The organism is Stagnimonas aquatica (genome assembly GCF_003730135.1).
Classification (GTDB): Bacteria; Pseudomonadota; Gammaproteobacteria; order Nevskiales; family Nevskiaceae; genus Stagnimonas; species Stagnimonas aquatica.
The window spans coordinates 274,800-286,658 of record NZ_RJVO01000002.1; the positions used below are offsets into that span (position 1 = coordinate 274,800).

Below are 11,859 nucleotides of genomic sequence, written 5' to 3' on the forward strand. Positions count from 1 at the left end.
TCAGGCAGCGTCAGCCTCTTGGCTGCGCGTAAGCCGCTGCGAGCGTTGCAGGGCGACCAGCTCCATCACGCCCCAGAGCACGGCGCTGCCCAGGCTGAGCGCCGGATAGCTGCGGAAGCTGCGGACGATTTCACGCATGGCGGAACTCCTGTGCGACTGTGGTCTGGTGTTGAACGGACGGCACCGTATCAAGCCTCCGTGAAATCTCCGTGGCAGTCCGATGACAGCGGCCATGACCGGCGCATTTCGCCAGCCGCGCGGGCTAGACTCCCGCGTCTTCCACTCCCCAAACGCGCGTGCACGACCGCCCCCTGCCCGAGCTGGACGAGCTCCAGCAACTGATCGCCGAGGGCGGCAGTCATCTGCAGGCGCGGACGCTGTGCGAGGCGCGGGTCGGCAGCCGGCGCTTCCCGGTACAGGCGATCACGCTCGGCAATCCTTCGCTGGACGTACCGGCTGTGGGTTTCTTCGGCGGCGTGCACGGCCTGGAGCGGATCGGCGCCGAAGTGGTGATCGCCTTCCTGCGCAGCCTGGTCAAGCGCCTGGCCTGGGACGAACTGCTGCACCAGCAGTTGCGCGAGATGCGTCTGGTATTCATGCCACTGGTCAACCCCGGCGGCCTCTGGCTGGGCACCCGCGCCAATCCCAACGGCGTCGATCTGATGCGCAACGCGCCGGTGGAGGCGCTGCAGCCGGTGCCCCTGCTGATCGGCGGCCAGCGTCTGAGCCCCGGCCTGCCCTGGTATCGCGGCCTGGCCGGCGCGCCGATGGAGGCGGAGAGCGCCGCTCTTTGCAGCCTGGTCGAGGAGGAGCTGCTGAGCCGCCGCTTCAGCCTGGCGGTGGACTGCCATTCCGGCTTCGGCACCCGCGACCGGCTGTGGTTCCCGCACGCGCACACCGCCGAGCCGATCGAGCACCTGCCCGAGCTGCACGCGCTGCGCCGCATCTTCGAGCAGGCGCATGTGCACCACCAGTACGTCTTCGAGCCGCAGAGCCTGCAATACCTCACCCACGGCGATCTCTGGGATCACCTCTACCTGCGCGCCCTGGGCAAGCCCGAGCGGGTATTCCTGCCGCTGACCCTGGAGATGGGCTCCTGGCTGTGGGTGAAGAAGAACCCGCGCCAACTGTTCTCGCGCATGGGCATCTTCAACCCGCTGATCGGCCACCGGCAGCAGCGGGTGATGCGCCGGCACCTGTCGCTGCTGGAATTCTTCACCCGCGCCGCCCGCAGCCATCCGCGCTGGCTGCCCAGCCACGAGCAGCGCGAGCCCTTGCGCGCGCAGGCCCTGAAACACTGGTACACCCGAGCCCCCCGATGAGCCAAACGCCCTGGATCCTGCTGCGCGGCCTGATGCGCGATCAACGTCACTGGGGCGATTTCCCGGCCCTGTTCCAGGCCCAGTTCCCCGGCGCGCGGCTGTTGACGCCGGACCTGCCCGGCAACGGCCAGCGCAACCGCGAGGAAAGCCCGGCCAGGGTCGAGGCCATGGCCGACCTCTACCGCACGGAGCTGCGCCGCCAGGGCATTGCCCCGCCCTACCGGCTGTTCGGCATGTCGCTGGGCGCGATGGTGGCGGTGGCCTGGAGCAGCGCCTACCCGGCGGAGGTCGAGAGCTGCGTGCTGTCCAACACCAGTCTGCGGCCGGTCAGTCCCTTCTATCACCGTCTGCGGCCGGTGGCCTACCCGCTGCTGCTGCGGCAGACGCTGCGCGAGCCCAGCCCGGCCGCTGCCGAACGGGCGGTGCTGGACCTGACCAGCCGCCACCACGAGCGCACCCGCCAGCAACTGCCGATCTGGACCGAGTGGCGCCGCAGCCATCCGGTGTCGCGCGCCAACGGCCTGCGCCAGCTCGGCGCGGCGATCCGCTTCCGCGCGCCGGCGAGCGCGCCCGCCGTGCCACTGCTGCTGCTCTGCGGCGCCGGGGACCGGCTGGTATCGCCGCGCTGCTCGCAGGCCCTGGCGGCACTCTGGCGGGCGCCGCTGCGGGTGCACCCCAGCGCCGGCCACGACCTGCCGCTGGACGATGGCGAGTGGGTGGCTCAGCAGATCGGCGACTGGGAACGCCAGCGCCTCGCGGCCGGCGCCGATTCGCCCTAGGGCGTCTGCTGGCCGAGGTACTGGAAGCGCGGCTGCGGACCTTCCGGGGTGTCCACGATCTGGTTCCAGACCCGCAGCCGGCGGGTGCTCATCGGCAAACCTTCGCGCGGGTAGAGCCGGGTGTAGACCACCACGACCTCCTCGCTCTCGTCCTCGCGGGCCAAGCCCAGCGCCAGATAGCAGTTGCCCTTGTAGTGGCGGTAGACCCCGGCGCGGAACCCGGACAGTTCGCCGGACTCGCTCATGACGCCGTCCCGGGCAGGCCAGCGGCCAGCGAGGGCGCAGCGGCTGCCGCCGGCAGATCGGCCTGCGGGCCGGCGAGCGGCGCCAGCCGGGCGATGCCCTTGCCGCCGCGCTTGGCCTCGTACATCGCCTGGTCGGCGGCGCGCAGCAGGGAATCGCAGTCGCGGCCATGATCGGGGTACAGCACCACGCCAACGCTGCATCCCAGGCCCAGCGGCTGCCCCGGGGCCAGTTCCAGTTCGAACGGCTGGGCGACGATCTGGCAGATCTTGTTGCCCACCGCCAGCGCGCTGCCGGCGTCGGCCTGCTGCTCGATCAGCACCGCGAACTCGTCGCCGCTCAGACGCGAGACGGTATCGGCCCGGCGCACCGCCGAGGACAGCCGGGTGGCGATCTGCCGCAACAGTTCGTCGCCGGCGGCATGACCGTGCTGGTCGTTGACGCCCTTGAAACCGTCGATGTCGATGAACAGCACGCCGAGCCGGCTGCGGTTGCGGTCGGCGCGGGCGATGGCATTGGCCAGGCGGTCCATGAACTGCAAACGGTTGGGCAGGCCAGTGAGCGGGTCCTGATAGGCCAGCTTGCGGAAGGTGTCCTGCAACTCCTGCACCTCGCGGCCGCGCTCGTAGAGCTGCTCCAGCGCCGCCTGCAGGCCCAGCTTGCTGCGGTAGGCATTGAGGTAGGCCCGCACCTTCGGCAGCAGGTTGTGCTTCTGCAGCGGCCGCAGCACGTAGTCGAGATTGGCGGCGTCGAAGCATTGCAGGCGCTGGGGATCGCGGCTGGAGGCCTCGGAAGCCAGGAAGATCACCGGGCTGTCGCCGAAGTATTCCGCCCAGACCGGCGGCGCCTCGGCCTCGGCGGCCGGCACCGCAGCCGGCTCCTGACAGACGATCACCAGCGCCGGCTGCTGTTCCAGGAACACCTGCCCGGCCTGTTCCAGCGATTTGCGCAGGCCGAACTCCGCCTCGACGCCGTCGAGCATCTGCCGGACCAGGCGCAGATCCTCGGCAACCTCGCCGACCAGCAGGATGGTCGGCAGCGTGACGGCGGCGTTCATCGCCACCCCCGCCCAGGACGGGCACCGCGCACAGCCGGTTGACCGGCCACGGCAGTTGCCGACCAAGCACGGCCACAACTGCCGGTGACCGGGAGACGATGGAATTTTCTGGTACGACCTGCTGCCAAGACGGCTACCTCGTTGCTGAGCCCGTTGCGGCGCGCTTGCGCCGACCTGCCGCGCCCCAGTGCACTGGCAGCCGGCAACTTTCGGGCCTGCACGCCCGGTGGCGACGGGCGCAGGCGCCACGGCGGCCTTTGCGGCGACCGGGGCGCGACTCTGGAATGTGGTGCCGGCTGAGGGATTCGAACCCCCGACCTACGGTTTACAAAACCGTTGCACTACCGCTGTGCTAAGCCGGCCCGACGGAAGGCGCGCAGTGTAGAGCCTGCGGCCGTTTATTTCATGGCGTGGCGCCGGCCTCGGACAGCGCCAGCAGGCCTTCCAGCACCAGTTGCGGACGCAACTGCCAGGCGCCCGGCAATTGCGGCAGCAACAGCAAGGCGTCGCCGCCAGTGAGGACCCGCAGTTCATCGGGATCGCCGCCCGGCGCGCGCAGGCAGTGCTCCACCGCGCCAAGCGCGGCGAACAGCGCGCCCTGGCGGATCGCAGTCTCGGAGTTGCTGCCCAGCCCGCGCGGATCGGCCGGCACGGCGGCCGGGGTCGCGGTGGCGGTCACCTGCAACAGGCTGGCCAGGGCGCTGCCGTAGCCGGGCGCGATGATGCCGCCGAGGTGACAGCCTTCGCGATCAACGCGGTCGAAGGTCAGCGCGGTGCCGGCGCTGAGCACCACGAAAGGCCCGCGCCGTTGCTGCCAGACCGCGACCATTGCCAGCCAGCGGTCGATGCCCAGCCGCTCCGGCTGCGGGTAGACGTTGCGCAGGCCCTGCCATTCGGCGCGGCTGCGCGGCAACTGCGGCGCGACGCCGCAAGCGGCCTGCACCACCGACTGCCAGCGCGCGGCCTCGCCCAGACGCGGCACGGCCGAGAGCCAGACTTCCTGCACCACCGGCCAGCGCTGGCCGGCGAATGCGGCCCAGGGATAGCCGCCGTGCGGCAACGGTTCGCCGGGCCGGAGCGTGCCATCCCAGAGCGCCCACTTGAGCCGGGTGTTGCCGACATCGACCAGCAGCTTCATGCCGCGACCCGCACGCTGACCTCGCCGGCATGCACCACCCGGCGCTCGGCACCGACTTCGACGATCAGGCCGCCGTCGGCGTCGATGCCACGCGCCACGCCCTCGTAACCGCCCTGGGCCTCGACCCGCACCGGCCGATCCCGCAGCAGATCACGCTGCGACCACTCGCCGGCGAAGGGCGTAAAGCCGAAGTCCTGGTAGTGCTGCACGGCCGTCGCCAGTTCGGCGAGCACGGTCACCGCCACCGCCTCGCGCGCCGGCAGTGCGCGGCCACGGGCGGCGAGCGCGGCGGCCAGGCTGGTCCAGGGCTGGCCGACCGCCTGCGCCTGCACCGCTTCCATTTGCAGATTGAGGCCGACGCCGACCACCACCCGGCAGGGGCCGCCAGCCTCGCCGCGCGGCTCGATCAGCACGCCGGCCAGCTTGCGGCCGTCGGCGTGCAGATCGTTGGGCCATTTGATGCCGGCCTCCGGCAGGCCCAGCGCCGACAGCGCCCGCGCCAACGCCACCGCCACCGCCAACGGCAGCGTGGTGAGCCGCGCCGGCCAGGCCGGGAAACTCCAGGCCAGCGAGAGATAGAGATTGGCGCCGAACGGCGACACCCAGTCGCGGCCCCGGCGGCCACGACCGGCAGTCTGGCTTTCCGCGAACAGCGCCTGCGGGTCCTGCGCCGGCTCGGCTTCCAGCAGGCGGGTGTTGGTGGAGTCCACGCGGGCTTCCACCGCCACATGCAGCCCCAGCGCACGCAGGCCGGCCGGCAGCGCGGCGGCGATGCGGGCGGCATCGAGACGTTGCAGCGGATGCGCGAGCCGGTAGCCGGCGCCCGGCTGGGCGTCCAGTGCGACGCCCCAGTCGCGCAGCTTGTCGACGCGCTTGGCCAGCGCTGCGCGGCTGATGCCGAAACGCTCCGCCAAGGCCTCGCCGGAATGGCGCTCGCCGTCGGCCAGGGCGTCGAGCAGGTCCAGCAGCGGATCGCTACTCATTTGAGGCCCAGGGCGCGGCCGAGCAGCCGCGCGCGCTCGAAGCGCGGCTCGGTGCCGGCGCGCAGGCGCGCCCAGTTGGCGCGGTGCTTGACCAGCACCAGCAGCGCCATCGCGGCGGTGAAGGCGCCGGCGCCGGAAAACAGGCCCTGCTCGCTGAAGCAGGCGACGTGCAGCAGCGCCGCCGCGCTGGCCGCCAGGGTCGCGAGGCTGACCGTGCCGGTGAGCAACACCACCAGCACGAAGGCGAGCAGCATCCAGGGGAAGCTGGCCGGCAGCAGGGCGGCGAACACGCCGGCCACCGTCGCCACGCCCTTGCCGCCCTGGAAGCGGTGCCAGAGCGGATAGCAGTGGCCGAGCACCGCCGCCGCGCCGCAGGCATAGGCCAGTTCCGGGGTCGCCGCCGCCCCGGCCAGGCGCGGCAGCAGCAGTGCCGCGACCACGCCCTTGGCCACGTCGATCACGAGCACCGCCAGCGCAAAGGCCTTGCCCTGGGTACGCAGGGCATTGGTGGCGCCGATGTTGCCGCTGCCGCTGGCGCGCAGATTCACCCCGCCCTTGAGGCGGGCGACGATCAGCCCGCCCATCAGCGAGCCCAGGGCATAGGCCGCCAGCATCAGCAGCGGCGTGGTGAGGATCAGGGGCATGGATAGGTGTGACGACGGTGGATGGCCTCGATGGCGGCCAATACCTCCGCGCTCAGACGCAACTGCGCGGAGGCGAGATTGGCTTCCAGTTGCGCCAGGCTGGTGGCGCCGATCAGGGTGCTGGTGACGAACGGCCGGCTGTGCACATAAGCGAGCGCCATCTGCGCCAGATCCATGCCCTGGGCCTGCGCCAGGCGCTGGTATTCGGCGGTCGCCGCCTCGGCCTCGGGCGTGCTGTAGCGCTGGAAGCGACTGAACAGCGTCAACCGCGCGCCCTCGGGCTTCACCCCGCCCAGATACTTGCCGCTGAGCACGCCCATCGCCAGTGGCGAATAGGCGAGCAGGCCCACCGCCTCGCGGTGCGCGAACTCCGCCAGCCCCACCTCGTAGCTGCGGTTGAGCAGGGAATACGGGTTCTGGATGCTCGCCACTCGCAGGCCGCCCTGCTCGCGCGCCAGGCGCAGGTATTCGGCCAGGCCCCAGGGCGTCTCGTTGGAGATGCCGATGTGGCGCACCTTGCCGGCGCGTACCAGCTCGACGAGCGCGCCGTAGGTTTCCTCGATGGACGGGCCGTCGCGGTCCTGCGGGGTGTAGCCGAGCTGGCCGAAGAAGTTGGTCGGCCGCTGAGGCCAGTGCACCTGGTAGAGGTCGATCCAGTCGGTACGCAGGCGTTTGAGCGAGCTGTCGCAGGCGGCGATCAGGCTGGCGCGGTCCAGACAGGAGCCGCCGCGCAGGTAGGGGAACATGCCCGGCCCGGTGACCTTGGTGGCGAGCACGATGTCCTGGCGCCGGCCGGTCTTGGCGAACCAGCTGCCAATGTAGTCCTCGGTGCGGCCCTGGGTTTCGGCACGCGGCGGCACCGGGTACATCTCGGCGGCGTCGAAAAAGTTCACACCCTCGGCGACGGCGCGGTCCATCTGCGCGTGGGCCTCGGCCTCGCTGTTCTGCTCGCCCCAGGTCATGGTGCCGAGGCCGATCAGTGAAACCTTGAGGCCGGTGCGGCCCAGCGGGCGGTAGTCCATGCGGGTTCCTGCGCTAGCGGTGACGGCGGTTGGCGAGCCGCTCGATGGCATCGCCGAGCAGCAGCTCCATCGCCTGCTCCTGCTGCTCGCCCGGCACCACCACGGTGCTGGGGCTGGAGATGAAGGCGTCGGGGATCAGCGCCAGGATGCCCTCGAAGCTGGCCTCGAAGCGCGCCGCCTTGTTGAAGTGGATGACGATCAGGCTCTCGTCGGCGGCCGGGATCGCCTGCGGCTCGAAAGGGTTGGAGGTATCGACCAGCGGCACCCGCTGGAAGTTGACGTCGGTGCGCGAGAACTGCGGCAGGATGTAGTTCACGTAGTCGGGCATGCGGCGCAGGATGGTATTGGTGACCTCCTGCGAGGTATAGCCGCGCTCGGCGGTGTCGCGGTTGATCTTCTGGATCCACTCCAGATTGATGATCGGCGTCATCCCCACCAAGAGATCCACATGCTGGGCGATGTTCACCTCGCCGGTCACCAGACCGCCGTGCAAGCCCTCGTAGAACAGCACGTCGGTGCCCGGCTCGATGCGCTGCCAGGGCGTGAAGCTGCCCGGGCTCTGACGCGCGGCGCGGGCCTCCTCCTCGGTATGCAGGTAGTGGCGGGTCTGGCCGCCGCCGGTCTCGCCGTACTCGCGGAACAGGTTTTCCAGACGCCCGAGCAGATTGCCCTGGGTGCCGAACAGCGACAGCGTCTCGCCACGGATGCGAGCCCGCTCCAGCATCTGCCGCCAGTGGTCGCGCTCGTAGGCGTGAAAGCTGTCGCCCTCGACATAGGCGGCCTTGAGGTCGAGGTCGGCGAAGATGCGCTCGAACACCCGCTTGGCCGTGCTGGTGCCGGCCCCCGAGGAACCGGTGACAGCGATGATGGGATGGCGGGCGGACATAACCTAGTGTGTCTTGCTTAACCGCGCGCTGTCAGCGCCGCCGGTAGCAGAAGTCGGTAGTGACATGCCCCAGGCGCTCGCCGCGCGCCTCGAAGCGGGTGATCGGCCGGCTGTCCGGGCGCGGCACCGGGCCGCCTTCGAACTCGGGCGCGGCATCCAGCACCTCGCGCATGTGCTCGGCATAGGGAACCCAGTCGGTCGCCAGACGGAACAGCCCGCCCGGCTTGAGCCGGCTGGCGACCAGGCTGGCGAAGGCCGGCTGCACGATGCGGCGCTTGTGGTGGCGGGTCTTGTGCCAGGGGTCGGGGAATTCCAGGATCAGTTCGTCCAGGCTTTCCGGTGCCAGCCAGTCGCGCAGCACCTCCACCGCGTCGTGGCAGGCGACACGCAGATTGCCCAGGCCGGCCTTGTCGGCACGATTGAGCACCCGGCCGACGCCCGGACGGTGCACCTCGACGCCGAGGTAGTCGCGCTCCGGCGCCTGTTCGGCGCGGAACAGCAGGGCGTCGCCAGCACCAAAGCCGATCTCGAACACCTTGGGCGCGGCGCGGCCAAACAGCGCGTCGAGATCAAGCGGCTGGCCGGGCGCGGGCGCGTCCAGGCCGTAGCGCGGCCACAGCCGCTCCAGCGACTCCTTCTGGGAATCGGTCATGCGCCCTTCGCGGCGCACGAAGGACTTGATCTCGCGCCGGTAGGGCGCGGCCATCGTGATTTCGGTTGCAGCTTCGTTTTCGGTTTCAGCGGACATCGAGGGCTTCCATCCATGCGGCCATGGTCAGCAGCTCCGGGTGGGCGCTGGCGCGCAACTGCGCCGCCACCTGGGCGCGGTCGGCCGGGGTCTTGTTCTGGTTGATCTTGCACTTGCCTTCGATGCGGCTGGGCCGCAGGCGGAAGGCGACGATGGCGTCCAGCAGCGCGTTCTGGCGCGCGGCGTCGAGCTGGCGGGTCCAGCCGCCGACGGCGGGCTCGAAGGCGGCACTGCTGCGGTCGAGCAGATCGAGCTTGAAGCCGGCGTCCTCGTCCAGCTCCGGTCGGCCGTGGACGTGCACCACCGCGTAGTTCCAGGTCGGCACCTCGCGCTCTGGATGCACATACCAGCGCGGCGAGACATAGGCATGCGGACCGTGGAATACCGCCACCGTCTCGCCTTCGGCGAAGGCCTGCCAGTGCGGATTAGCGCGCGCCAGGTGGCCGCTCAAGCTGCCGTCGGCTTCCAGCAGCAGCGGCAGATGGCTGATGTGCGGCTCCGCGCCGGCGAGGCTGGTGATGAAGGTGGCGAAGGGATAGTCGCGGATCAACCGGCCCTGCTGTTCCTGGTCGCTGAGCGCGAACGACGGCGGCGTGTACAGACTCATGGTCAGGCTCCCGCCGGCCGCAGGCCGCGCCGCGCCGCCGCCTTGCGCGCGGCTAGCGCGACGCCGGGCGCGTCCTTCCAATGCCACCACTTCAGCTTTTCCGGGTCGGGCGCGGCGGTGCTCGCAAAGTAGACGGCGCAGCGGAAGGTGTAGAGCACGCAGCGGTCCTGGTGCTGGCTGTTGCGTTCGCAGAGGCGCTCGTACAGCGCCTGCGGGTCCACCCCCTTGAGGTCAGCGACACGCCGTATGCTCAGCGCGCGCAGATCGCGCGCCAGCGAGACGCCGATGCCGGGAATCTGGCGCAGCTCGGCCAGCTCCGCCTGCTCGGCGCGCGCCGCCGCGTCCGGCGCAAACGCCCGCTGACCGGCGCCCGCGCTGGAATCTGTGGCGGCTACGCGGCGGCTCACCCGATCACGCCGTCCAGGGGCGAGGACGCCGAGGCATAGCGACGGCGCGGCATGCGCCCGGCAAGGAAAGCCTCGCGGCCGGCGATGATCGCGTGGCGCATGGCGCTGGCCATCAGCACCGGATTCTTCGCCTCGGCGATGGCGGTGTTCATCAGCACGCCGTCGCAGCCCAGCTCCATGGCAATGGCGGCGTCGCTGGCGGTACCGACGCCGGCATCGACGATGATCGGCACCTTGGCGTTCTCGACAATGCTGAGGATGTTGTAGCGGTTCTGGATACCCAGCCCGGAGCCGATGGGCGCGGCCAGCGGCATCACCGCGACGCAGCCCAGCTCTTCCAGGCGCTTGCACTGGATCGGGTCGTCGGTGCAGTAGACCATCACCTCGAAGCCCTCCTTCACCAGCACCTTGGTCGCCTCCAGCGTGGCAGTGATGTCCGGGTAGAGCGTCTTCGGGTCGCCCAGCACTTCCAGCTTGACCAGCCGGTGGCCGTCGAGCAGCTCGCGCGCCAGCCGGCAGGTGCGGATCGCGTCCTCGGCGGTGTAGCAGCCGGCAGTGTTGGGCAGCAGGGTGTAGCGCTCGGGGCGGATGAAATCGAGCAGGTTCGGCGCGCCGGCGTCCTGGCCCAGGTTCACCCGGCGGATGGCGACGGTGACGATCTCGGCACCGCTGGCCTCGGCGGCAGCGGCGTTCTCGGCGAAGTCCTTGTACTTGCCGCTGCCAACCAGCAGCCGCGAGCCATAGGTCTTGCCGGCGATGGTGATGCTGTGTGTGCTCATCTTGGTCTCTGGTGATTCTGGCCTTGCGTGTCCTTGGTGAAGCACCGAAGCAAGGGCCTACCGCTCTCTCGGTCGCTTCCCTTGCGCTGCCGTCCATGGCGAGACCGCAGCGCCTTGAACGACCCCCTGGGCGCACATCCATGTGCGCCCGTTCGCCGAATAAAACGGTCCACTGGACCGTTTTATTCGGCTCACCCACCTCCGATCGCCTTGACGATTTCGATCTGGTCCTGCTCCACCAGCCGGGTCTCGGACCACAAGCTGCGCGGCACGATCTGGCCGTTGTGTTCGATGGCGAGCCGCTGGCCTTGCAGTTGCAAGGCCTCGATCAGGCCGGCCAGGGTGGCCGGCGCCGGCAGCGGCTCCGGACGTCCGTTGACGGTGAGCAGGGGCATGGTGATCCCGCGTCGTGCAAAGGCCCTCGCGGGGAGGGCCTTGGAAAGGTTTGGAGCGGGTGATGGGAATCGAACCCACGCTAGTAGCTTGGGAAGCTACAGTTCTACCATTGAACTACACCCGCGTTGGCCGCCATTTTAGCGCCTCAATCGCCGTCGCGCCGAGGCCCGTGCCGGCGCTCCGGCTGATTGGCCGGCGGTGGCGGTGGCGACGCTCGATGGCGGCGGTCCCCCAGCTCGAAATCGCGCCGGTTGAAGCGCTTGTAGAACGGCAGCAGCCGCGACTCGGGGTGCTCGCCCTCACGGACATCGCCCCGGGCCGAAGCCGAGATTGCCAACACCGCAAAGGCACCGCCCAGCAGGAGCAAGGTCCACCAGGGATGCACCGCCACCAGGTTCAGCAAGGCGTCCATGACTTCACTCCCGCCGTAAGCCCGCTGGCAGCTTAGCAGGGCGTCCACCGCGCGCCGCGCCTACACTGGCTTGACCCACCCCGGAGCAGACCCGATGAGCAACTATTTCGAATCCGAAGACCTCGCCAAGTTCGGCCAGATCGGCCGCCATGCCCCGAAGCTGGCGGAGGACTTCTTCAAGTACTACGGCAACGTCACCGCCACCGACGGCGCACTCAGCAAGCGCGAGAAGGCACTGATCGCCCTGGCCGTGGCGCACGCCCAGAAGTGCGCCTACTGCATCGACGCCTACACCACCCAGTGCCTGGAAACCGGCAGCAATCCCGAGCAGATGATGGAAGCCGTGCATGTAGCGGCGGTGATGCAGGCCGGCATCACCCTCGCCCACTCGGTGCAGATGTACAACCATCTCGACAAGCTGGTGCTGTGAACCGGA

The 11,859-nt window shown here is 69.9% G+C and carries 17 protein-coding genes and 2 tRNA genes; 3 read left to right on the forward strand and 16 right to left on the reverse strand.

The annotated features are described in order from the left end of the window. Window positions 1-138 (reverse strand): hypothetical protein, encoded by a 138-nt coding sequence (locus ED208_RS17275; protein WP_158608454.1) that lies wholly within the window; start codon window positions 136-138, stop codon window positions 1-3. 158 nt (window positions 139-296) lie between these two features. Here ED208_RS17275 and ED208_RS05735 point away from each other — a divergent pair, with 158 nt between their 5' ends. Both ED208_RS05735 and ED208_RS05740 read left to right on the forward strand, forming a co-directional pair. Continuing rightward, window positions 297-1,322: a M14 family zinc carboxypeptidase gene (locus tag ED208_RS05735; protein ID WP_123210920.1), complete on the forward strand. Its 1,026-nt coding sequence runs from the start codon at window positions 297-299 to the stop codon at window positions 1,320-1,322. Next, window positions 1,319-2,101 carry an alpha/beta fold hydrolase gene (locus ED208_RS05740; RefSeq protein WP_123210921.1) on the forward strand — a complete coding sequence of 261 codons (783 nt, stop codon included), beginning with the start codon at window positions 1,319-1,321 and terminating at the stop codon, window positions 2,099-2,101. The genes ED208_RS05735 and ED208_RS05740 overlap by 4 nt, the downstream gene beginning before the upstream one ends. Here the strand turns inward: ED208_RS05740 and ED208_RS05745 are convergent. From ED208_RS05745 to ED208_RS05815, 15 genes are all read right to left on the reverse strand, one after another. After that, on the reverse strand, window positions 2,098-2,346 hold the full coding sequence (locus tag ED208_RS05745; protein ID WP_123210922.1) for a DUF1653 domain-containing protein: 249 nt from the start codon (window positions 2,344-2,346) through the stop codon (window positions 2,098-2,100). The genes ED208_RS05740 and ED208_RS05745 overlap by 4 nt on opposite strands. Continuing rightward, complete coding sequence (locus ED208_RS05750; RefSeq protein WP_123210923.1) at window positions 2,343-3,401, reverse strand: GGDEF domain-containing protein; 1,059 nt, start codon at window positions 3,399-3,401, stop codon at window positions 2,343-2,345. The genes ED208_RS05745 and ED208_RS05750 overlap by 4 nt, the downstream gene beginning before the upstream one ends. A 287-nt stretch (window positions 3,402-3,688) precedes the next feature. Beyond that, window positions 3,689-3,763 (reverse strand) — tRNA-Thr (locus tag ED208_RS05755). Window positions 3,764-3,804: 41 nt separating this feature from the next. Beyond that, entirely contained in the window at window positions 3,805-4,539 is a 735-nt protein-coding gene (locus ED208_RS05760) for a type III pantothenate kinase (RefSeq protein WP_123210924.1), read from the reverse strand. Then, window positions 4,536-5,522 carry a biotin--[acetyl-CoA-carboxylase] ligase gene (locus ED208_RS05765; RefSeq protein ID WP_123210925.1) on the reverse strand — a complete coding sequence of 329 codons (987 nt, stop codon included), beginning with the start codon at window positions 5,520-5,522 and terminating at the stop codon, window positions 4,536-4,538. The genes ED208_RS05760 and ED208_RS05765 overlap by 4 nt, the downstream gene beginning before the upstream one ends. Then, on the reverse strand, window positions 5,519-6,166 hold the full coding sequence (plsY, locus tag ED208_RS05770; protein WP_233574873.1) for a glycerol-3-phosphate 1-O-acyltransferase PlsY: 648 nt from the start codon (window positions 6,164-6,166) through the stop codon (window positions 5,519-5,521). The genes ED208_RS05765 and plsY overlap by 4 nt, the downstream gene beginning before the upstream one ends. Further along, entirely contained in the window at window positions 6,157-7,188 is a 1,032-nt protein-coding gene (locus ED208_RS05775; RefSeq protein ID WP_123210926.1) for an NADP(H)-dependent aldo-keto reductase, read from the reverse strand. The genes plsY and ED208_RS05775 overlap by 10 nt, the downstream gene beginning before the upstream one ends. 13 nt (window positions 7,189-7,201) lie before the next feature. Next, window positions 7,202-8,074: a phosphoribulokinase gene (locus ED208_RS05780; protein ID WP_123210927.1), complete on the reverse strand. Its 873-nt coding sequence runs from the start codon at window positions 8,072-8,074 to the stop codon at window positions 7,202-7,204. A 31-nt stretch (window positions 8,075-8,105) separates the two neighbouring features. Beyond that, window positions 8,106-8,780: a tRNA (guanosine(46)-N7)-methyltransferase TrmB gene (gene trmB, locus ED208_RS05785; RefSeq protein ID WP_233574876.1), complete on the reverse strand. Its 675-nt coding sequence runs from the start codon at window positions 8,778-8,780 to the stop codon at window positions 8,106-8,108. A gap of 31 nt (window positions 8,781-8,811) precedes the next feature. Then, window positions 8,812-9,429, reverse strand: a complete 618-nt coding sequence (locus tag ED208_RS05790; RefSeq protein WP_123210929.1) for an FMN-binding negative transcriptional regulator — start codon at window positions 9,427-9,429, stop codon at window positions 8,812-8,814. Window positions 9,430-9,431: 2 nt separating this feature from the next. Continuing rightward, window positions 9,432-9,836, reverse strand: coding sequence for a helix-hairpin-helix domain-containing protein (locus ED208_RS05795; RefSeq protein WP_199720525.1), 405 nt, complete (start codon window positions 9,834-9,836; stop codon window positions 9,432-9,434). Continuing rightward, window positions 9,833-10,615 (reverse strand): thiazole synthase, encoded by a 783-nt coding sequence (locus tag ED208_RS05800; protein ID WP_123210930.1) that lies wholly within the window; start codon window positions 10,613-10,615, stop codon window positions 9,833-9,835. Before ED208_RS05800 ends, ED208_RS05795 begins: the two co-directional genes overlap by 4 nt. 191 nt (window positions 10,616-10,806) lie before the next feature. Next, a complete protein-coding gene (gene thiS / locus ED208_RS05805) occupies window positions 10,807-11,010 on the reverse strand; it encodes a sulfur carrier protein ThiS (RefSeq protein ID WP_123210931.1) in 204 nt (67 codons plus the stop codon). A 51-nt stretch (window positions 11,011-11,061) separates the two neighbouring features. Then, window positions 11,062-11,135: transfer RNA gene (locus tag ED208_RS05810), tRNA-Gly, on the reverse strand. Window positions 11,136-11,156: 21 nt separating this feature from the next. Beyond that, complete coding sequence (locus ED208_RS05815; RefSeq protein WP_123210932.1) at window positions 11,157-11,423, reverse strand: hypothetical protein; 267 nt, start codon at window positions 11,421-11,423, stop codon at window positions 11,157-11,159. Window positions 11,424-11,517: 94 nt separating this feature from the next. Here ED208_RS05815 and ED208_RS05820 point away from each other — a divergent pair, with 94 nt between their 5' ends. Then, window positions 11,518-11,853 (forward strand): arsenosugar biosynthesis-associated peroxidase-like protein, encoded by a 336-nt coding sequence (locus ED208_RS05820; protein ID WP_123210933.1) that lies wholly within the window; start codon window positions 11,518-11,520, stop codon window positions 11,851-11,853. The last annotated feature ends 6 nt before the right edge of the window (window positions 11,854-11,859 follow it).

Coding starts and splice junctions, on each gene's coding strand:
- ED208_RS05775 (WP_123210926.1), bottom strand. CDS start 7,188: ATGGACTACCGCCCGCTGGGCCGCACCGGCCTCAAGGTTTCACTGATC.
- thiS (WP_123210931.1), bottom strand. CDS start 11,010: ATGCCCCTGCTCACCGTCAACGGACGTCCGGAGCCGCTGCCGGCGCCG.
- ED208_RS05745 (WP_123210922.1), bottom strand. CDS start 2,346: ATGAGCGAGTCCGGCGAACTGTCCGGGTTCCGCGCCGGGGTCTACCGC.
- ED208_RS05815 (WP_123210932.1), bottom strand. CDS start 11,423: ATGGACGCCTTGCTGAACCTGGTGGCGGTGCATCCCTGGTGGACCTTG.
- ED208_RS05790 (WP_123210929.1), bottom strand. CDS start 9,429: ATGAGTCTGTACACGCCGCCGTCGTTCGCGCTCAGCGACCAGGAACAG.
- ED208_RS05800 (WP_123210930.1), bottom strand. CDS start 10,615: ATGAGCACACACAGCATCACCATCGCCGGCAAGACCTATGGCTCGCGG.
- ED208_RS17275 (WP_158608454.1), bottom strand. CDS start 138: ATGCGTGAAATCGTCCGCAGCTTCCGCAGCTATCCGGCGCTCAGCCTG.
- ED208_RS05760 (WP_123210924.1), bottom strand. CDS start 4,539: ATGAAGCTGCTGGTCGATGTCGGCAACACCCGGCTCAAGTGGGCGCTC.
- ED208_RS05750 (WP_123210923.1), bottom strand. CDS start 3,401: ATGAACGCCGCCGTCACGCTGCCGACCATCCTGCTGGTCGGCGAGGTT.
- ED208_RS05765 (WP_123210925.1), bottom strand. CDS start 5,522: ATGAGTAGCGATCCGCTGCTGGACCTGCTCGACGCCCTGGCCGACGGC.
- plsY (WP_233574873.1), bottom strand. CDS start 6,166: ATGCCCCTGATCCTCACCACGCCGCTGCTGATGCTGGCGGCCTATGCC.
- trmB (WP_233574876.1), bottom strand. CDS start 8,780: ATGGCCGCGCCCTACCGGCGCGAGATCAAGTCCTTCGTGCGCCGCGAA.
- ED208_RS05820 (WP_123210933.1), top strand. CDS start 11,518: ATGAGCAACTATTTCGAATCCGAAGACCTCGCCAAGTTCGGCCAGATC.
- ED208_RS05740 (WP_123210921.1), top strand. CDS start 1,319: ATGAGCCAAACGCCCTGGATCCTGCTGCGCGGCCTGATGCGCGATCAA.
- ED208_RS05780 (WP_123210927.1), bottom strand. CDS start 8,074: ATGTCCGCCCGCCATCCCATCATCGCTGTCACCGGTTCCTCGGGGGCC.